The following is an 18,729-nucleotide window of genomic DNA, read 5'->3' as shown; positions in this document are numbered from 1 at the left end:
AAAGCTGGGGGCTACTCCGCCTCGAAGCGCCCCGCCGCGCGGTTCTTGCGGGCGTGATGGGGATTGAGGATCTGGCCGCTCATGGCGATGTAGACGCCGCTGGCCAGGGACTGCAGCGCACCGAGGGCGAAGCCGACGTTGAATGGGGCGTCCGTCACACGCATGCGTGAGGGCTGCATGGCGCCGGTCAGGACGATGATGCGATCCGGCAGGTCCGCCAGCACCCGCGCGGTGTCCACCATGGTGTCGGTGCCGTGGGTGATCAGTATGCGGCGTTCCGGTGCCGCCTCCACCGCCGCGCGGATCGCCTGGCGGTCGGCGTCGGTCATGTCCAGGCTGTCCTTGCGCATTACCGATTCCACCCGGTAGGGCATCGACACCTGGGCCAGCGCGGCGATGTCCGCAAACTCGCTGTCGCCGATACTGAATTCGCTCTTGGCGTCGAAGTAGATCTTGTCGATCGTGCCGCCGGTGGTCAGTACCAGCAATCCGTTGTCCGTCATGACTCGCCCTCCGGTGGTTGCGCCAGCCTCAGGGTGTGGCCGTTTCGGCCTTTGCCGTCTGGCGACTGGCGTATTCGGCATTACGTCGATTCTCGTATGCCCGGGCGGCCTTGGCAATGCTGCCTCCCTGGCCGCTGGTCAGCCAGCGGCGCACCCGCCCGGCATCCCCCAGCGGCGTGCGGGTGCCGAAGGAATCCAGCAGCACCGCCACCACCTCGCGCCCGTCGATGCGGGTGACCATGATCAGGCAGCGCCCGGCCTCGGAGAGGTAGCCGGTCTTGCTCAGCTCCACATCCCAGCTCTGGCGGTGTACCAGCGGATTGGTGTTGCCGAAACGCAGATCGTAGCGCGGCTGGCGGAAATGCGCGGTGAAGTAGCCGGTGGTGGTGTAGCGACGCAGCTCCGGGTGGGCGAAAGCGGCCCGCACCAGCTTGACCAGATCGCCGGCCGAGGCGTGGTTCTCCGGCGACAGGCCGGTCGGTTCCACGAAATGGCTGTGGCTCATCCCCAGCTCCGCGGCTTTCTCGTTCATCGCCCGTACGAAGGCGTCGAAGCCGCCGGGGTAATGCCGCGCCAGGGTGTAGGCCGCCAGGTTCTCCGACGACATCAGGGCGATGCGCAGCATGTCGCCGCGCTTGAGGGTGGAACCGATGCGGATGCGGGAGTAGGCGTTGTTCGGTGCCGGCCGATGGCGTTTGTAGACTTCCAGCCACTGGTCCATCGGCTGGCCGGCGTCCATGACCACCACCGCCGTCATCAATTTGGTCACCGAGGCAATGGGCACCGACCGGTCCGGGTGCTTGCTGAAGATGGGCTCGCCGCCGTCCACATAGGCCACTGCGGCATTGACCGAGGCCAGCTCCAGACCGGCCGGATCGGGCGCTGCCCAGGCACGGCTGCACGCCAGGATCGGCAGAATAACGAAAAGAAACAGCGGGAGTCGCCACCCACGGTGCATACTGGCCCTACCTCTGGAAATCGAACGCTTATGGAATGAGCGTTATACACGGATGAGCGCCGGAATTCAGCCCCGAATCCAGCGACAGACCATGGAATGGACCCTCAGGAAAGACCTATGCGCAACCTCCGCAGTACCCTCACCCTGATCGGCCTGGCCCTGCTGCTGGCCGCTTGCAGCGATCCCAGGCTGGAGCCGCTGTTCGACGACGATGTCATTCTGGCATTCGGCGACAGCCTGACCGAAGGCGTGGGTGTGGACGCGGAACAGAGTTACCCGGCAGCGCTGGAGCGGCTCAGCGGGCGCACCGTCATCAATGCCGGCATCGCCGGAGAGACCACCACAGAGGGCCTGCAGCGCCTGCCGCAGGTGCTGGACCGGACGCGGCCCAACCTGATGATCCTGCTGGAAGGGGGTAACGATATCCTGCGCAACCACGACCCCGCGGTTACCGAAGCTAATCTGGAGCGCATGATTGAGATGGCCCGCGAGCGGGGTATCGAGGTCTTACTGGTGGGCGTGCCCGAGAAAAAACTGTTCTCCGACACGGCGCCGCTCTATGGCGACCTGGCGCAACGCTACGACCTGCCGTTCGAGGACGACGCTGTGGCCGACCTGCTGCGCAACCCGGAGGTCAAATCCGACGCCGTGCATTTCAACGCCGACGGTTACCGGCGCCTGGCCGAAGCCGTCTACGGGCAGTTGCAGGCCGAAGGCGCACTCTGAGCCACGGCCTGCCGGTCTTCAGACCCGGAACACGGCCTCAGCCCAGAAAAATATAACGCCCACCGGAAGCGATCAGCACCACAACGATACCGAGCACCAGGTTAGCGAGTACAAACTTCCGGATCTGACCGATGCGACGGCCCGCCTCGGGAATGTCCTGATTCGCCAGCGCCTGTTTAAGACGGCGATAGGGTGCAAACCATACGTGCAGGAACAGCAGCATCATCACCGCGCCCAGGGTGACCATCGCATGCACGTGCCAGCCGGCCGACGCCAGGCCATCGAAATACAGCCCCAGGGTGGCGAAACCCGACAGCAGCAGGACCACCACAGCGATCCAGACCCACAGGAAAAAGCGGGCCAGCGTGGCGCCCCACAGGGCCGCCCGTTGGGCCGGCTCCAATACCTGCACCGCCGCCGGGCGCAGCGCCACGTAAGCGAAGAACATACCACCGACCCAGATCACGGCGGCCAGCGTATGAAGCGCAATCAAAAATCCCATAATGCCTGTCTCCTGAAGCGGTTACGGCGGGCACTATAGCAGGGCCTCCGATCAGGCAACATGGCACGGGCCTCCCTGCCCGCACAGGATCAGGCGTGGCTGTCGATAAAACCGTTCAGTTCACGCGCGCCCACGGCGCCGATCTGGGTGCCGACCGGCTCACCGTCGCGGAACATCATCAGCGTCGGGATCGAGCGCACGCGGTAGCGGGCGGCCACATCGCCATAGGCGTCCACATCCAGCTTGGCGACTTTCAGGCGCTCGCCCTGTTCGTCGGCGATGTCTTCCAGCAACGGGGCGATGGATTTGCACGGCGCGCACCACTCCGCCCAGAAGTCCACCAGGACGGGCCCTTCGGCGTTCAGCACTTCCTGCTCGAAAGTCTCTGCGGTCACAGCAACGGGTTCATGGCTCATGGTCTATCCTCCTCTTGGTTTCACTCGTGGTTTCACTCTTGGTTTGCACACATGGATCTGCAGCCACGGATCTGCAGACAATCTGCGGGATGCACAGGATCTGCGTTCTTTCACATGCCCCGGCCTGGGACACGATGTGGTGTCGAGCCTGCCCAGTTTGCCTGCTCAGACGACCAGGGTATTGACGGGTTAACCGCCACTCGACAGAACGCGACCTTCTATTCATAGATCGAATTTGTAGACCGGTCTACTACAAACCCGATCCAAAAAATCAGGCGCCCGGACGATCCGTCGCCTGATGACGTCTGCCCCGGCGGTCTCAGCCACCGATGGCTTTCCCGGGACTAATGTCGGGCGCGCGCGCCCAGCACTTGCCGGAAGAACATATCGGCAAAGCCCTGCATCGGCGTCACCGATCGGCTCACCTTGGCACGCAGGGTGGCGCCCTGCCAGCCCATCTGCAGCAGCTGCGCCAACGCCGAGGTGTCGGCGGACGCGTCGATATCACCACGCTCGCGCGCCTCGTCGAGACAGCGGGCAAAACGTGCCTGCCAGTCGTTGAAAAGGCCATCCAGGCGCTGACGGAAGGCCTCGTTCTGTCCCGCCAGTTCCTGCCCCAGGTTGCCCGCCAGACAACCGCGACAACAGTCGCAGTCGGTCATATCGGTCATGCCTTCCTCCAGGAACTGGCGAATTCGCTCCAGCGGCGCCAGTTCCGCGTTGCCCAGGGTACGATTGAGGCGGTCTTCGTAATCCGCGGCGAAATCGTCGATCACCGCCAGCCCGAAATCCTCCTTGCTGGCGAAGTAATAGTAGAACGACCCCTTGGGCACCCCGGCTTCCTTGAGGACCACGTTGATGCCGGTGCTGTTGAAGCCGCGGCGGGCGATGATGTCGCTGCCCACCCGGATCAGTTCAGCCCGGGTTTCGTTGCCCGGTTTGGCCTGGGGTTTTGCGGTTACTGAAGTCATAGCTCGATATTAGACCAGTCGTCTAGTTGGCGTCAAACTGAACAGATTTCGGATACTACCGATTCCGGGCCATCCCCAAGGAGAACGCGCAAGCCACCGCCCGGTATGCTGGTCGGACCGGCACCACGCCGGCCCGACGGCCCGGTCAGAAGGCATCGGTCACCGCTCCCTCGGAGGCGGAATTGACGGTTCTGGCGTACTTGGCCAGCACACCGCGCCGGTACTTCGGCGCCGGCGGCTGCCAGGCCTGGCGGCGGCGCTCCAGCTCCTCATCGGACACGTCCAGCTCGATGGTATTGGCGTCGGCATCGATGGTGATGGTGTCGCCGTCTTCCACCAGCGCAATGGGCCCGCCGTCGGCGGCTTCCGGCGTGACGTGTCCCACCACGAAACCGTGGCTGCCACCGGAGAAACGGCCGTCGGTGATCAGCGCCACGTCGCTGCCCAGCCCCTTGCCCATGATGGCGGACGTGGGGGTGAGCATCTCGCGCATGCCGGGGCCGCCCTTGGGCCCTTCGTAGCGGATCACCAGCACATCGCCGGCCACCACCGTGCCGTCCATGATGCGGGCCTGGGCCTCTTCCTCGGAGTGGAACACCCGGGCGCGGCCGGTGAAGTGGGTCCCTTCCTTGCCGGTGATCTTGGCCACGGCACCGGTGGGTGACAGGTTGCCGCGCAGGATGCGCAGGTGACTGTCTTTCTTGATGGGGTTGTCGAGCGCGTGAATGATGTCCTGGTTGGCCGGATAAGGGGCCACCTCGGCCAGGTTTTCCGCCAGGGTACGGCCGGTCACGGTGAGGCAATCCCCGTGCAGCATGCCGGCGTCCAGCAGGGTCTTCATCAACGGCTGGATGCCGCCGATGGCCACCAGCTCCGACATCATGTAGTGGCCGCTGGGACGCAGGTCCGCCAGCACCGGCACCTTGCGGCCGATACGGGTGAAATCGTCAATGGACAGCTCCACTTCGGCGGTGCTCGCCATGGCCAGCAGGTGCAACACGGCGTTGGTGGAGCCGCCCAGCGCGATCACCACGGTGATGGCATTCTCGAAGGCCTCGCGGGTCATGATGTCGCGCGGCTTGATATCCTTGTCGAGCAGGTTCAGGACCGCCGCGCCAGCGGCCCGGCAATCGGCTTCCTTGGTTTCGGACACAGCGTTCTGGGCCGAACTGCCGGGCAGGCTCATGCCCATCGCCTCGATGGCCGAGGCCATGGTGTTGGCGGTGTACATGCCGCCGCAGGAACCCGGGCCGGGAATCGCGGTTTCCTCGATCTGTTTCACCTCGATCAGATCCATGTCGCCCTTGGCGTGGGCGCCCACCGCCTCGAACACGGAGATGATGTCGGTGTGGTTCTCGCCCGGCTGGATGGTACCGCCGTAAACGAACACCGACGGCCGGTTGAGCCGCGCCAGACCGATCATGCACCCGGGCATGTTCTTGTCGCAGCCGCCGATGGCCACCAGGCCGTCAAACCCCTCGCAGCCGGCGGCGGTCTCGATGGAATCGGCAATCACCTCCCGCGACACCAGCGAGTACTTCATGCCTTCGGTGCCGTTGGCGATGCCGTCGGACACGGTGATGGTGTTGAAGATCAGGCTCTTGCCACCGGCGTCGTCGGCGCCGTGGCCGGCCTCTTCCGCCAGCCGGTTGATGTGCATGTTGCACGGGGTCAGGTTGCTCCAGGTGGACGCAATGCCCACCTGCGGCCGCTTGAAGTCCTCGTCGGTAAAGCCAACCGCGCGCAGCATGGCGCGACTGGCGGATTTGCCCAGGCCATCAACCACAGGGCTCGAGTAACGGCGACGCTTGTCTTCGCTCATATCGTCTCTCCCGGTCTGTCTGTTTTTATGCCGATGTCAGTCCGGCCGCGGCCGGTCGGGTTCGGTCCCGTCAGGAACATTGCCGCAGGACCAGCAGGCGATTATTGGCTGGCATGTCCTGCACGTCGTGGAACCGCAGCCCTCGCTCTGCGGCGCATTCGATCACGTCGGCCTCGTCCTTGATCCCACTGTCCGGATCGCGGCTGCGCAGCCACTCGTCCAGGGCCGCATTGCCTTCGCTGGTGAAACGTTGCTCGCGGTTGAAGGGGCCATAAAGCGCCGCGTAACCGCCCGGGCGCAGGGCCTCCGCGATGCGGTCGAACAGCGCCCGGACGATCGGCCAGCCTACAAAGTGCACGGTGTTGGCACTGAATACGCCGTCGAAATCCCCGGACGGGACGCTGTCGCGGGTCACGTCCAGGATCCGCGGGGGCGGCAGGTTGTCCAGGGCGGCCTCGGACTGCCAGGCCAGCAGGCCCGGCTGGGCATCTTCCAGGTCGCTCAGCTGCCAGACCACTCCCGCGTGGCGGGAGGCGATGTAGACGCCATGCTGGCCGGTGCCGCTGCCCAACTCCAGCCAGCGTCCGCCGCCGGCCAGATAGGGTGACAGTGCCTCGGCGATGGGCTGCTGGTTGCGCAGGCAGTGTTCGGCGATGGGTTTGGTCACAGGGTTCCACTCCGTTTGTTGTCTTCAGGTTACCACCGCTGCCCGTCGCCTGCCGCCGGCGGATACGGCCCTCAACTTTAGCGTCGGGCTTGCCGCATCCGCCAGGGCATGTCCGGAAGGAAAGGACAATATGCAAACAAACTACAAATACAGTAAAATGCCCGAGAATTCAGTGTGTTACAATTCATTTCAGCATGTAGTGAAGTGTAACCGTCCACGATAGGTTGGGCCATTGGGCCCGGGACGACGCGATGGCGCAAAGGACGCACCTCCAGCAGCGGCGAGGCTACCATGCCTGAGCCCCACAGCCCCAGGGTCCGAAAGTGGATCTGGCTACCGTTCGTGCTTTTTCTCGGGCTCGGTGTCTACGGGTTCCTGCTGAATCTGTCGCCGGCCCTGGGCGCTCACGCCCTTCCGCTGCAGCCATCGTCGCTGTTGCCCGAAACCGGCGACGATATCTTCCAGCCCCACATTGCCTTCCGCAAGGCCAACCTGGACCAGGTCCTGGCACACGACGACTGGCTCTCGGGCAGCGGCTGGCAAACCCTGCCCGATTTTCGTGAGGGCCTGGGCTACCTGCAATCGCCCGCCACCTTCCGCATCACGCTGCAGAACCCGGATCCCGAACCGCTCTCGTTGCTGCTGCAAATCGAGGCGCCCTCCCTGGACCGGGTCCGCGCCGTCGCCATTCCCGAGGACGGCCAGCCCGAGCGACTGCCGACGCTCGGCGACCAGGCCCCTTTCGCCGAGCGCATCGTCAAACTGCCGGAGCTGATCTGGCCCATCGTGCTGGGCGGACACAGTTACACCACCCTGCTTTTTGAGGTCAATAACGCCGGACCGACGCTGTTTCCCTTCAGCGTCACGCGCCCGGAGCACCTGCTCAGCGAAGTGGGCAGCCGGATTGCCTGGAAAGCGGCGCTCTACGGCGTCCTGCTGTTTGCCCTGGTGTTCGACATCGCCCTGCTGCTCACACTGCGCAGCATGGCCGCCGCCTGGCTCACCTGCCTGCTGACCAGCGTGCTGTTTACCCAGCTGTGCGTGGACGGCTTCGGGCTCTGGCTGATCTGGCCCAACATGCCGGCCCTGGGCAGCCTGCTGTCCCCCATGATCGCACTCAGCGCCGTGGCGCTGATCCGCTTCTGCCGGCACTTCCTGGGGCTCGCCGGCCCCTGGCTCTACCCCCTGCGCCTTGCCGCCCTGAGCATGCTGGCGCTGGCCCTGCTGGAGCCCGTGCTCCCCGGGCTGGTGGGGCAGGACACCATTCTCGTGGGCGGGAGCATCAGCTTGCTGCTGGTGCTGGCCGTTGCCCTCGCCCGCTCCCGTGAGCAGGCCTCGGCGCGTTATCTCTCGGTGGCCCTGGTGCTGCTGATCCTGGGGGCGGCGACGGCCATGCTGCGCACCATTGGCTGGGTGCCGGTCAACGCCATCACCAATTCCGGTTTCTATCTGGGCACGGCCGCGGCGTCCATTTTCCTGACGCTGGTGGTCGGCTATCGTCTGGTCGAGGAACGTCGGCGTCGCCTCAGCGCCACCCAGCGCGCCCTGGAAGAGCGCCGCCTGCGCACGCGACTGGAGCAGGACTACGACCAACTGGCCGCCTCCAACCGCATCACCCGCCGCCCCAACCGCGCGATCATCGAGCAGACCCTGGCCCAGCTGTCGCCGCTGGACCAGCCCTTCGTGGTGGGCCTGTTGCGCCTGGAACGCTACGGCGAGATCGAGCGCGCGCTGGGCTACCAGGAGGCGGAAAACCTGCTGCGCATCTACCTGACCCGCCTGTGCCGCTACCTGGAAACCCATTTCAGTGGCCAGCTGATCCTGTTCCGGGGCCACCCGGTGGGCACGGTGGACACCTTCAACCACGTCTTCGCCCTGCGCACCGACGTGGGCAGCATTCCCTGGAACGACATCCGCGCCTGGCTGGAGCAGACTTTCAACGAAGAACACTACGCGTTCAGTTGGGTGGGCCGGCTGGGGCTGGCCTACGCGCCGGAACACGGCACCGCCGGCAGCGAACTGATCTCCCGCGCCGGCTTCGCGGCCCTGTCCAGCGACGCCATCATCAACGTCTACGATCCGTATTCCGAGAAGAAACAGAACCTGCAGCACTTCCTGATCCTGGACCTGGACCAGGCCCTGCGCACCGGCGCCATCCACCTGCACTACCAGCCCAAGGTGTTCGTCCACGACAGCCGGGTCATCGCCTACGAGGCGCTGATCCGCTGGGACCATCCGCAGCACGGCCGCATCCGCCCGGACCAGTGGATTCCCTTCGCCGAACAGGTGGGCGCCATCCACGGCGTCACGCTCTGGGCCATCGAACGGGCGGTGCAGGATCTGCCGATGCTGGAGCAGCAGACCGGTTACGCGGTAACCATCGCCATCAACATTTCCGCCCGCGATCTGGCGCGACAGGACTTTCACAGCGAGGCGCTGGCAATCCTCGATCGCCACCGGGTAGCGCCCGACCAGGTGATGCTGGAAATCACCGAAACCGCCGTCATGGGGGATGTGGACCGCGCCCGCCAGATGCTGGAGAAACTCAGCCACGCCGGCTTCCGCATCGCCCTGGACGACTTCGGTACCGGCTATTCCTCCCTCAGCGCCCTGGCCTCGTTCAGTCTGGACGAACTCAAGATCGACCGCAGTTTCCTGACCGACATCCACATCGACGCGGTGCGCCAGCGCATCTTCCACACCGCGGTGGAGCTGGGCGAAGCGCTGGATCTCCGCATCGTGGTGGAAGGTGTGGAATCGGCAGCGGTCGCCGACTGGCTGCAGCGCTACCCCGGCCTGTGCGGCCAGGGCTACTACTGGGGCCGGCCGGCGCCGCTCATACCCGCCTGAAGCACCACGCCCGGCGTGGTCGCCCCAGAAACCCGAGGGACGGTTTCCCGGGCAAACGACTTTCGCGGCGCGTCCACCTAGACTGGCTCAAACCGCCAGCCAGCCGGGAACGCCAGATGACCAGGAAACCGCAACAGCAGCGGGCCAAGGCCACCGTCAATGCCATCGTCGAAGCCGGCTTCATCGCCATGGCCGAACATGGCCCGGCGGCCACCACCACGCGCCAGATTGCGGATATCGCGGGGGTCGGCGTGGGTTCACTGTACGAGTACTTCGACAACAAGGAAGCCATCTTCAGCGAGATGTCGCAGCGTTTCGTGGCGGACACGGTGGCGATGATCCAGCCGCTGGTGCCGGAGCTGGTGCGCTTACCCATCGCCGACGCGGTGCGGGAGCTGCTCGACCGCTTCCGCGATTTCCTGCAGCAGGACGACGGGCGCTACCTCAACTGCGTCCAGTACGCCATGACGCTGGATTTCGAGATGTACCTGGAGCCCCTGCAAAAGGCCCTGTCAGACCTGGTGACCCAGTACCTGATGCACCATCCGGAAACCCTGCAGATCCGCAGCATCCCCACCATGAGTTACATCATGATCCACGGCGGCATTTTCGCGGTGGTGCGCCACCTGACCGACCCCAGCCCACCGATCCGGTTCGACGAACTGGCCGATGGCCTGGCGCGCATGGTGGGGCATTACACAACGCGGGAGATCGAACTGGCACGGCAGCCCCGCGAACAGCCGGTCGGCAGCCGTCCGCAGGACAGCGACGAGCGCTGATTCAGCCGGTCAGCCGATGAACTGCGGCGCGAAACCGTAATTCCAGATCAGCACCGAACCGACCCGGGTGGTGACCAGGATCACCAGCGCCACCGTCAGCACCGCGCCGCAGTAGAGAATCGCCCGCTCCTTGGGAATTCCCATGACGATGGGCAGACCGTCATAGACCAGGTAGCCGGCGTAGGCGGCGGCGGCCAGCAGCACCAGGGCATTGAACCAGGGCACCGGATAGAGCATCGCAAACCCCGCCAGGAACAGCGGCGTGGCGGCATAGGCGGCCAGGGCCATGCCGTTGGATTTGTCCGCCTCACTCTTGGCACCGTAAGTGCTGGCCATCCAGTCGATCATCCAGCCCAGGGCGAACACACCGACCAGAATCGCGACGTAGGTCAGCACGCTGAGCTGGATGGCGCTGATGTTGGACAGCCGGATCAGGCGGTCGCCGCCGACCGTCCAGCCGAAGTAGGTGGTGGAGATATAGGCACAAACCGGTCCGATGGCGGCCAGTATCAGCACGTACGCTACATAGACGTGCCACGGCGTTTCATGCTCCCGACGGATTTCCGCCCATTCGTGATCCGGGTGGGTGAACAGACCGAAAGCGTGTTTGAGCAACATAGAAGCCTTCTCCTTTCTTGTTCGAGTGAGGCGAAAACGGCCCTTTGCTTAGCATAGATCAACCTGCCGCAAGCCGGTCAATAATTGCACAGCACGCACCCCATACTGACCTTGCTCATGACGCCCTTTGACGGAATCCGACGACCGGTCTAGCGTTGCTCCATCCGGATCCGACAGCGGTTGCCCGTCCGAGAGCGGCCGCCCTGTCCAGCAACGGTTACCCATCCATGAGCGGAGGTGAACATGACGAGTGAATCCCTGGAATATACGATCGACGGCCGCAACTACATCGGCCACATTGCCTACGACGATACCCGGAGCGGCCCCCGGCCGGGCATTATCCTGGTTCACGAGTGGTGGGGTCTGAACGACTTCGTGCGCGAGCAGGCGGACAAGCTGGCGGAGCAGGGCTACACCGCCTTCGCCATCGACATGTACGGCGACGCCGCGCAGGCGGATAACCCGGACGACGCCAAGGCCATGATGCTGTCGGTGAAGGACACCCCGGGCGAGCTGGAGAAGCGTTACCGGGGGGCGCTGGAGGTGCTCAAGGCCCATGACAGCGTCGATCCGGAGCGTATCGCTTCCCAGGGCTACTGCTTCGGTGGCGCGGTGTCGCTGAACATGGCGCGGCTGGGATTGGACCTTAAGGGTGTGGTCAGCTTCCACGGCAATCTGGGCACCGACATCCAGATCAAACCGGGCGACATCAAGGGCCAGTTGCAGGTCTACACCGGCGGTGCGGATGTGATGATCCCGCCGCAGCAGGTGGCGGCGTTCGTAGAGGAAATGCAGGAAGCCGGCGTGCGGTTCGACCTGATCAACTACCCCGGCGCCCAGCACGGCTTCACCAACCCCGGCGCCACCGCCAAGGGACAGAAGTTCGGCTTCCCGGTGGGTTATGACGCCAATGCGGCCCGGGACGCCTGGGAAGGCTCACTGGCCTTCTACAAGCGACTGTTCGGCTAAGCGGCCGACCGCATGCCCTGTCTCACGGGACAGGGCTTCTGGTTCACGCGTTTCAAGCGTCTCGCGGATCGGTCCCGCCCACCATGGGCCGCTCCCGGTTGGCATCACGGAAACTCAGCAGACTTTCCACACCGGTGAAATCCACCGACTCACGAAACTCCAGCCAGTCCACCATGCAGTAGAGGCAGATCGCCGGATAATGCCACTGGGCGAATTCGCCCGCGTCCACCATGGCCGCCAGAGTGCGCAACGACAGCATGATGCGCTCACGCTGGAGGTTGTAGAACATCAGGTCCTGTTCCACGTCGATGCCGGACTTCTTCGACAGCAACAGGGTCACCGCCGAATCGTTGACCGCGTCGATCAGCGTCAGCTGGTTCTCCTGATCCCAGCTCAGGGGCGCATCGCCGTTTTTCTGGGCGAGGTAGCGTGAGATCACCCGGGAGTCGTACACCTCCTGCTCGCCGTCAATGAGCATCGGGATCTTCAGGGCCGGGTTGTTACGGCGTAGCTCGTCCCGACCCTCGCCGTAGATGTTCAGGTTGACGAACTCGTAGTCGCTCTCGGCCAGCAACAGGCGGATGCGACGGACGTAGGGCGACGTGGTGGAACCAATCAGTTTCATCTCAGATTTCTCCGTGGGGTTGCTGGCGATGACATGAGTGTCATGATTCAAGCCGTTGAATTAGCATCTAAACTGCTAATCTGATCGTACAGGGATAGTTCCGTCACTTCATGATGACCCATTGCGGCAACAAAAAGGACCCCATGCCCAAAAACCCCGTTGTTTTGCCAGCGGTACTCGTCCTGGCGCTTTTCAGCCAGGTCGTCCTGGCTCAGGCACCCCGGAATGTCGGCTTCTATTACGGCCACGAGGCACCGGTCAGCGCCTTGATGGCGTACGACTGGCTGGTCCTGCAACGCGATCGCAACAGCACGTCACGCCTCGACACCCTCAACGACGCCGGCGTGGCGCCCATTGCCTATGTCAGCGTGGGCGAAATGGCCCGCAGTCACAAGCAGTTTGCGCAACTTCCCGCCACCGCACGCCTGGGCCGGAACACGGGCTGGGACAGTGCCATTCTCGATATCCGCCAGCCGGCGGTACGCGCCTTCCTGCTCGACAGGCTGATCGACCCGGCGTTCCGGGCCGGCTACCACGGGGTTTTCCTGGACACCCTCGACAGCTACCGGCTCACCCAGGCCGGCCAGGACGATCCGGCGGCGTTCGTGCAGGCCCTGGCGACCCTGATCGGCCGCATCCGCGAGCGCCACCCGGACGCCCGGATCATCATCAACCGGGGCTTCGAACTCCCCGAGAGCGTCCACGCCCAGGTAGACGCACTGGCCTTCGAATCCTACCGGCGCGGCTATGACGCCGGCCGCAAACGCTATCGTCCGGTGTCCGACGCCGATCGCCAATGGCTCCGGGGCCAGCTCGATCACTGGCGCGACCGGCACCCGGACAAGCCCCTGATCGCCATCGACTACGTGCGCGACGCCAGCGACGCGCCCGCCCTGGCCAGGCAACTGCGCCAGGATGGCTTCGTCCCCTACGTCACCGACCCGGACCTGCAGCGCCTGGGGCCCACCGAACCGCAACGGATCAAACGCGAGGTGCTGGTCCTGCACGATGCGCCGGACGGCCTGATGGCGCACAGCGCCGCCCACCGGTATGGCGGTGTGCTACTGGAACGGCTGGGTTACATCCCGGTTTACCGGGATATGCACGCCCCCCTGCCCAGCGAGCCTCTCGATGACCGCTTCGCCGGCATCGTCGCCTGGTGGGAGGGCGGCGCCAAGAGCCGTCGTGTGTGCCGATGGCTGTCGCAGCACCGTGGCAACCTGCCGCTGGTGGTCATGGGCCGGCTGCCACCGGACCGCAACTGCGAGGCCCTTATCCGGTCCGACACCGTCACCCTGCCCGCGCTCCCTGTGACGACGACGCCGCGCCAGGCATCGGTCGGCCGTTTCGAGGGCACGCATTTGCCCGCGATGCCGGATTCGGCACTGCCGCGCGCCGAAGGCGTCTCGTCGTGGCTGGAGATCACCGATGCCCAGGACACGACCTTCACGCCGGTCTATACGGCCGAGCATCTCGGCGTGGCCCTGGAGCCCTACCTTTTCGAGCCGGGCCCCGAAGACGAACGCTACTGGCTGTTCGACCCGTTGGCATTTCTGGCGGAGGCCCTCGGGGGGCCTCTCTATCCCACACCGGACGCCACGACGGAAAGTGGGCAACGCATCCTGACAGCTCACATCGACGGCGACGGTTTCGTATCCCGGGCCGAGCTGGAAGGCAGCCCGCTGGGTGCGACGGTCATCATGGACCAGATCATCAAACGTTACCGCGTTCCGCATACCGTGTCGGTCATCGAAGCCGAAACCTCGCCGGACGGCATCTATCCAGCGACCAGCGCCGAAGCCGAACGCATCGCCCGCCAACTGTTCCGGCTGGATAACGTGGAAGTGGCGTCGCATTCCTACAGCCACCCCTTTTTCTGGCAGATCATCGAGGACGGTTCGCGCCCGTTACCGGTGTTTGCAGATTACGGCTACGCACTGGGCGTCCCCGGGTACAAGCCGGTCCTGCAGCGCGAGATCCCCGGCTCGATCGACTACATCAACCGGCGCCTGGCGCCGGCGGACAAACCGACCAACCTGTTCCTCTGGACCGGCGACGCCCTGCCCGGCGAGCGCGCACTCAAAGCGGTTCGCTCCGCTGGCGTCCTGAACGTCAACGGCGGCGACACCCACCCGCTGCCCTACGCCTCCCAACTGGCGGGTGTCTGGCCCATGGCGCGCCCGGTCGGCGACGAGCTGCAGATCTACGCGCCGGTCATGAACGAAAACGTCTACACCAATCTCTGGCACGGCCCGTACTATGGCTTCCGCGACGTGATAGACACCTTCCGTATCCTGGAAAACTACCAACGGCTCAAACCGCTGAGCATCTACTACCACTTCTATTCCGGAACCAAGCCTGCCGCGCTCAATGCCCTGAAGGCGGTCTACGACGACGCCCTGTCGCGGCCGGTGACCCCCCTGTACCTGAGCCAGTACGCCCGGCGCGCCCGGTTCAACTACCGCTCGGCCATGCTGCGGGACAGCCATGGACGCTATACCTGGCGCGGCATCGGCGCCCCGCACACCGTGCGCATCGACCCGGCCGGCCAGTACCCGGATCTGGCCGCCAGTCAAGGCGTCGCCGGGTTCCATGACGATGCCGGCAACCGCTATGTTCACCTGACCGGCTCCCAGCCAACACTCGCGCTGCGCGACACGCCTCCGGAAGGCCCCTATCTGCAACAGGCCAATGCGGTTCTGACCCACTGGTCGCGGCGCCGGGTCGACGACCGCTGGCGTATCGAGCTGGGGTTCTCCGGCATCGGCCCGCTGAGCGCCACCCTGGCCGGCACCGGGCATTGCCGTGTGATCCGCGGAGCGTCCCTGTCCGTGAAGGGCACGGGGCGCCCGGTACAACTGGGCGCGCCGGGTAAAAACGTGAACTCGGCGACCCTGGAGTGCCGTTGATGCGGGCTCGCAGACGCATCCAGTTTTTCCGGCTGCCGTCGCTGCTCGCCATCGGGGTGCTGTTCACGCTGGCGCTGTTCGCCCTGTACCCGCGTCAGACCGTGTTCGAGGACATCCACTTTCTGGAGCAACCGGACGCCCTCTCCATTGCCTACCTGCACGTGCTGCTGCGCGCCGACCCCGACAACCCGTCGCTGCGCATCAATCTGGGGCACATGCTGCGCAAGACCGGGCAGGGCCGTGCAGCCGAGCGAGTCCTGAATCCGTTTCTCGAGAACGATCCCATTCCCTACAACGCCCTGTCCGATATCCTCCTGCTCCGCCAGCAACGGGTGTACGAGGCGACCCGACCGGAAGACCGGGCAACCGCGCGGCGCCGGCTGTTCGAGACGCTGGAGCGGGTGCCGGATCAGCCCTACAGCTTTGACGATAAAACGGCGTTGATCGATCCCGTCGAGGACGCGCTGAGTCTGGCCCAGGCCAGCCACCTATGGCGCGACATGGCCCGTTTCGCACCGGAAGCCGGCGAGCGCCGCAAGATCGCCCGCCGGCTGGCCGAACTCCAGGAGGCCCAGGGCAAGCCCGGCGCCGCCGCCGGGACCCTGCTCGACAGCCTGCGGGAAGACGGCGCGGCCGACTCGGGGCCGATGATCGATGACATTCTGCGACTGCAGCTGGCCGCCGGGCAGCCTCGCCAAGCGCTGTCCCTGTTCAAGTCGCAGCGCGCCACGACTCCGATGGACACCGCCACGCTGGAGCAGGGTATTGAGCTGGCCCGCTACGCCGGCGCCGACGACGACCGCCTGCGCTGGCTGCAACGCCTGGTGGACCAGCAGCCCGATGACGTGCCTCTCCTGCGCGAACTGCTGACCGCGCAACTGGCCCAGGGTGACACCACCTCGGCACTGGCCACGGTCCGCCGCCTGCAGACACAGGCACCGGACCTGACGCCCGCAGACCGGACCCGGATGGCGCAAGTCCTGGACTGGAACAACCTTCCGGCCGAGGCCTTGCCGTACTGGTCCGAGCTGTATGTGGAGCACAACCAGCCGCAAGCACTGGAACGAGCGACCTCGACCGCCCGCAGCCTGTTCGACTGGGCCGCTCTGGAGAGGCTTCTGTCGCTCGCGGAAAATCGCGGTCACAGCAATCCCGACAGCTACCTCCTGCTCGCCGACAGCCACATCCGGAACGGCGATATCGAGTCCGCCTTGCGGGTGCTCGACCGCGGTATCACCCGTTATCCGAAAGCCCCGGCGCTGCAGGAGCGCAAGCTGTCGCTGCTGCTCAACAGCCGGGATTTCAACGGTGCCATCGCCTACCTGGAACAGCGCGACACCCTGAGCGACAAGCAGCGCCTGCAACTGGCACAGCTTTACTGGCGCACCCGACAGCCGGAAGCCGCCCTGGCCCACCTGGATTTCCAGCCGTCGGACCCGGGCATCCGCAACGACGTCACGTTCATGCGTCTGCGGCTGGGGCATTACCTCGGGCGACTGCGGGGGATCCGGGACGATTACCAGGCCATGCTGGACCGCCTGGAAGACGAACCGCCGCAGGTTCAGGAGGAACTGTTGTCCCTGGCGATCCTGTTCGAAGACTACACCGCCGCCCGCCACATCAGTCGCGTGCGCTATGCCAGCACGAACGAGCCGCGCTACCTCGCCAACCAGGCGGAGTACGCGGCCGGCACCGGCGACTGGTCCGCCGCTACGGACGCGCTCGACGCCTGGGTCGACGCCTTCCCGAGCGCGGCCAACCTCAACCGTTACTGGCAGCTGCGCGCCCTGACCTATCACCAGACCGGCCGTCTCGATCAAGCCGACCAGACTTACCGGGAGGCCTACCGCCTTGCCCCCGACGACCTGGAAACCCTGGTCGGCTGGGGCTGGCTGATGCTCAGCGAACCTGAACGTTTCGGCGAGCGACTGTCCCATATGCTCGCCCGCCTCGAGGCCCAGGGCGACCCCGAAACCTATCCGGTGCTGGCCTACGGCCACAGTGCTCTGGGCCATCCCGAACAGGCCCGGGCATGGTTCCTGCGCGGGTTGGACGGGCATCGGGCGGAACCCGAATGGCTGCTGTCCACGGCCCGGGTGCTGGAACTCACCGGCCGGGAACGGCAGGCAGAAGCATTACGGGCGAGCATCGACCCCGGCCGGATCACCGACGCCAACACCCGGGTCGCCTATTACCGGGCCCGCGGACTGGACCGCCTGGCCCTGACGGTCCTCGGTCGCGCCGCCACCGACACCGATCAACGGCAGATGGCACAGCAAGCCCTGGATGCCGGCCACGCCCTGCTGGCCGAAGCCTGGCTGGCGCAGTCGCGCGAGCCGGACGACAACGCGCTGCTGCATCCGGCCGACCTGACCCCGGCGCAACAACGACAGCGCCTGCTGGCCAACCTGGATACGTTGGAATCGGACCGCGGCTCCGATCTGTCACGGTCGCGTCTGCGGGAAACGGTGGACCTTCACCGCGGAGCCCAGCGCTCAATTCAGACGGGCGTGGAACGCCTCGACCTGGGCAATTTCGCCGTGCGCCAGACCGGTATCAAGGGCCGCTACGCGCTGGACGAGGTCAGCGTCAGCGGGGCTGCCAGCCGGGTGGCGCCAGAATCCGCCGGGCGTCTCGCCGAGCGTCCCGACGCCGGCGCCGAGGGACGCCTGGGTCTGGCCTGGCAGGGCTCGCGCTGGGGGCTCCAGGTGGAGGCGGCCAGTCTGGCACGGAACGAAGGGCCCTCGCCGGCCTTCTCCGTGGAAGGGGACTGGCAACCGGCGGACCGCTGGAGCCTGCAGGCGGGGCTGGAACACAACGCCCGCGCGCCCGACTCCGCCGAGGCCTGGTGGCTGCTCGGCCGCGACCGACAGTCCCTGGCCGCCACCTACAGCCCGTTTTCACGGCTGGCCCTGACCGGGCGGGCGGAACGTCTGGCCTACCATTCCGCCGATGACGATTCGCTGGGTTCGGGCCACAGCCTCGAGTTCACCGCCGATTACACCCTGTTCCGCGAAGACCCCGCCATGACCGTGACATTGGGCTACCAGCGACAGCAACTGGACCTGGAGCCGACCCTGCCGGCGAGCGTCAACGACGAACTGGACAGCCCCTTGCCGCCCTCGGCGCTGCTAACCGACGAATACGAACGCGTCGGCGCGCGCGTTCGCTGGTTTCACGGCGAGCCCCACAGCCTTTTCCGAAGTACCGCCTCGCCCCGGGGCTTCCTGGAAGTGGGCAGCGGCTATGTGATCTCCACGGATACCCCCGAGATCGGTCTGGGCGCGGGCCTGGGCTGGCGGCTGTTCGGGGACGACGAACTGGCCCTGTCCGCCCGCTGGGCGTCCGAAGGCATCGACGGCAGCGGTCGCGCCGACCTGAATCTAACCTATACCCTGTATCTGGACCGTTAAG

At 65.5% G+C, this 18,729-nt stretch carries 15 protein-coding genes; 6 read left to right on the top strand and 9 right to left on the bottom strand.

Annotated features, from left to right (window positions below):
• Positions 1–11: 11 nt before the first annotated feature.
• Together GQB00_RS18780 and pbpG are read right to left on the bottom strand one after the other, a co-directional pair.
• The gene (locus tag GQB00_RS18780) at positions 12–503 is read right to left on the bottom strand and encodes an asparaginase domain-containing protein (protein ID WP_111496964.1); all 492 of its coding nucleotides are present in this window, start codon (positions 501–503) and stop codon (positions 12–14) included.
• 28 nt (positions 504–531) lie between these two features.
• Positions 532–1,461 (bottom strand): D-alanyl-D-alanine endopeptidase, encoded by a 930-nt coding sequence (pbpG, locus tag GQB00_RS18775; protein ID WP_111496965.1) that lies wholly within the window; start codon positions 1,459–1,461, stop codon positions 532–534.
• Positions 1,462–1,578: 117 nt separating this feature from the next.
• Here pbpG and GQB00_RS18770 point away from each other — a divergent pair, with 117 nt between their 5' ends.
• Positions 1,579–2,187 carry an arylesterase gene (locus GQB00_RS18770; protein WP_165857403.1) on the top strand — a complete coding sequence of 203 codons (609 nt, stop codon included), beginning with the start codon at positions 1,579–1,581 and terminating at the stop codon, positions 2,185–2,187.
• A gap of 37 nt (positions 2,188–2,224) precedes the next feature.
• Here GQB00_RS18770 and GQB00_RS18765 read toward each other — a convergent pair whose 3' ends face one another.
• The 5 genes from GQB00_RS18765 to GQB00_RS18745 form a co-directional block, all read right to left on the bottom strand.
• Positions 2,225–2,689 carry a CopD family protein gene (locus GQB00_RS18765; RefSeq protein WP_165857402.1) on the bottom strand — a complete coding sequence of 155 codons (465 nt, stop codon included), beginning with the start codon at positions 2,687–2,689 and terminating at the stop codon, positions 2,225–2,227.
• Between the two features lie 89 nt (positions 2,690–2,778).
• Positions 2,779–3,105, bottom strand: a complete 327-nt coding sequence (gene trxA, locus GQB00_RS18760; protein WP_111496968.1) for a thioredoxin — start codon at positions 3,103–3,105, stop codon at positions 2,779–2,781.
• Positions 3,106–3,449: 344 nt separating this feature from the next.
• On the bottom strand, positions 3,450–4,076 hold the full coding sequence (locus GQB00_RS18755) for a TetR/AcrR family transcriptional regulator (protein WP_165857401.1): 627 nt from the start codon (positions 4,074–4,076) through the stop codon (positions 3,450–3,452).
• A 145-nt stretch (positions 4,077–4,221) separates the two neighbouring features.
• Entirely contained in the window at positions 4,222–5,898 is a 1,677-nt protein-coding gene (gene ilvD / locus GQB00_RS18750; RefSeq protein ID WP_165857400.1) for a dihydroxy-acid dehydratase, read from the bottom strand.
• Positions 5,899–5,968: 70 nt separating this feature from the next.
• Positions 5,969–6,565, bottom strand: a complete 597-nt coding sequence (locus GQB00_RS18745; protein ID WP_111496971.1) for a DUF938 domain-containing protein — start codon at positions 6,563–6,565, stop codon at positions 5,969–5,971.
• A 291-nt stretch (positions 6,566–6,856) separates the two neighbouring features.
• Between GQB00_RS18745 and GQB00_RS18740 the strand changes: the two genes are divergently transcribed.
• Both GQB00_RS18740 and GQB00_RS18735 read left to right on the top strand, forming a co-directional pair.
• Entirely contained in the window at positions 6,857–9,415 is a 2,559-nt protein-coding gene (locus tag GQB00_RS18740) for an EAL domain-containing protein (RefSeq protein WP_165857399.1), read from the top strand.
• 116 nt (positions 9,416–9,531) lie between these two features.
• Entirely contained in the window at positions 9,532–10,194 is a 663-nt protein-coding gene (locus GQB00_RS18735; protein ID WP_111496973.1) for a TetR/AcrR family transcriptional regulator, read from the top strand.
• Positions 10,195–10,203: 9 nt separating this feature from the next.
• On the opposite strand, the gene GQB00_RS18730 is transcribed toward GQB00_RS18735, so the two are convergent.
• Positions 10,204–10,812: a Yip1 family protein gene (locus tag GQB00_RS18730; RefSeq protein WP_111496974.1), complete on the bottom strand. Its 609-nt coding sequence runs from the start codon at positions 10,810–10,812 to the stop codon at positions 10,204–10,206.
• Between the two features lie 243 nt (positions 10,813–11,055).
• On the opposite strand from GQB00_RS18730, the gene GQB00_RS18725 reads away from it, so the two are divergent.
• A complete protein-coding gene (locus tag GQB00_RS18725; RefSeq protein ID WP_165857398.1) occupies positions 11,056–11,781 on the top strand; it encodes a dienelactone hydrolase family protein in 726 nt (241 codons plus the stop codon).
• A gap of 52 nt (positions 11,782–11,833) precedes the next feature.
• Here the strand turns inward: GQB00_RS18725 and GQB00_RS18720 are convergent, their stop codons facing one another.
• A complete protein-coding gene (locus tag GQB00_RS18720) occupies positions 11,834–12,406 on the bottom strand; it encodes a glutathione S-transferase family protein (protein WP_111496976.1) in 573 nt (190 codons plus the stop codon).
• Between the two features lie 143 nt (positions 12,407–12,549).
• On the opposite strand from GQB00_RS18720, the gene GQB00_RS18715 reads away from it, so the two are divergent.
• The gene (locus tag GQB00_RS18715; protein ID WP_165857397.1) at positions 12,550–15,315 is read left to right on the top strand and encodes a bifunctional glycoside hydrolase 114/ polysaccharide deacetylase family protein; all 2,766 of its coding nucleotides are present in this window, start codon (positions 12,550–12,552) and stop codon (positions 15,313–15,315) included.
• Positions 15,315–18,728 (top strand): tetratricopeptide repeat protein, encoded by a 3,414-nt coding sequence (locus tag GQB00_RS18710; RefSeq protein WP_165857396.1) that lies wholly within the window; start codon positions 15,315–15,317, stop codon positions 18,726–18,728. The genes GQB00_RS18715 and GQB00_RS18710 overlap by 1 nt, the downstream gene beginning before the upstream one ends.
• Position 18,729 lies beyond the last annotated feature (1 nt).

The sequence above is a fragment of the Marinobacter sp. JSM 1782161 genome, assembly GCF_011421605.1.
GTDB lineage: Bacteria > Pseudomonadota > Gammaproteobacteria > Pseudomonadales > Oleiphilaceae > Marinobacter_A > Marinobacter_A bohaiensis.
This window is presented reverse-complemented; position numbering and strand designations above follow the sequence as displayed.

What these genes read in the sequence shown, in the direction of transcription:
- GQB00_RS18725 (WP_165857398.1), top strand. Translation starts at nt 11,056, where the DNA reads ATGACGAGTGAATCCCTGGAATATACGATCGACGGCCGCAACTACATC.
- GQB00_RS18770 (WP_165857403.1), top strand. Translation starts at nt 1,579, where the DNA reads ATGCGCAACCTCCGCAGTACCCTCACCCTGATCGGCCTGGCCCTGCTG.
- GQB00_RS18735 (WP_111496973.1), top strand. Translation starts at nt 9,532, where the DNA reads ATGACCAGGAAACCGCAACAGCAGCGGGCCAAGGCCACCGTCAATGCC.
- GQB00_RS18740 (WP_165857399.1), top strand. Translation starts at nt 6,857, where the DNA reads ATGCCTGAGCCCCACAGCCCCAGGGTCCGAAAGTGGATCTGGCTACCG.
- GQB00_RS18715 (WP_165857397.1), top strand. Translation starts at nt 12,550, where the DNA reads ATGCCCAAAAACCCCGTTGTTTTGCCAGCGGTACTCGTCCTGGCGCTT.
- GQB00_RS18765 (WP_165857402.1), bottom strand. Translation starts at nt 2,689, where the DNA reads ATGGGATTTTTGATTGCGCTTCATACGCTGGCCGCCGTGATCTGGGTC.
- GQB00_RS18710 (WP_165857396.1), top strand. Translation starts at nt 15,315, where the DNA reads ATGCGGGCTCGCAGACGCATCCAGTTTTTCCGGCTGCCGTCGCTGCTC.
- GQB00_RS18780 (WP_111496964.1), bottom strand. Translation starts at nt 503, where the DNA reads ATGACGGACAACGGATTGCTGGTACTGACCACCGGCGGCACGATCGAC.
- ilvD (WP_165857400.1), bottom strand. Translation starts at nt 5,898, where the DNA reads ATGAGCGAAGACAAGCGTCGCCGTTACTCGAGCCCTGTGGTTGATGGC.
- GQB00_RS18720 (WP_111496976.1), bottom strand. Translation starts at nt 12,406, where the DNA reads ATGAAACTGATTGGTTCCACCACGTCGCCCTACGTCCGTCGCATCCGC.
- pbpG (WP_111496965.1), bottom strand. Translation starts at nt 1,461, where the DNA reads ATGCACCGTGGGTGGCGACTCCCGCTGTTTCTTTTCGTTATTCTGCCG.
- GQB00_RS18755 (WP_165857401.1), bottom strand. Translation starts at nt 4,076, where the DNA reads ATGACTTCAGTAACCGCAAAACCCCAGGCCAAACCGGGCAACGAAACC.
- trxA (WP_111496968.1), bottom strand. Translation starts at nt 3,105, where the DNA reads ATGAGCCATGAACCCGTTGCTGTGACCGCAGAGACTTTCGAGCAGGAA.
- GQB00_RS18730 (WP_111496974.1), bottom strand. Translation starts at nt 10,812, where the DNA reads ATGTTGCTCAAACACGCTTTCGGTCTGTTCACCCACCCGGATCACGAA.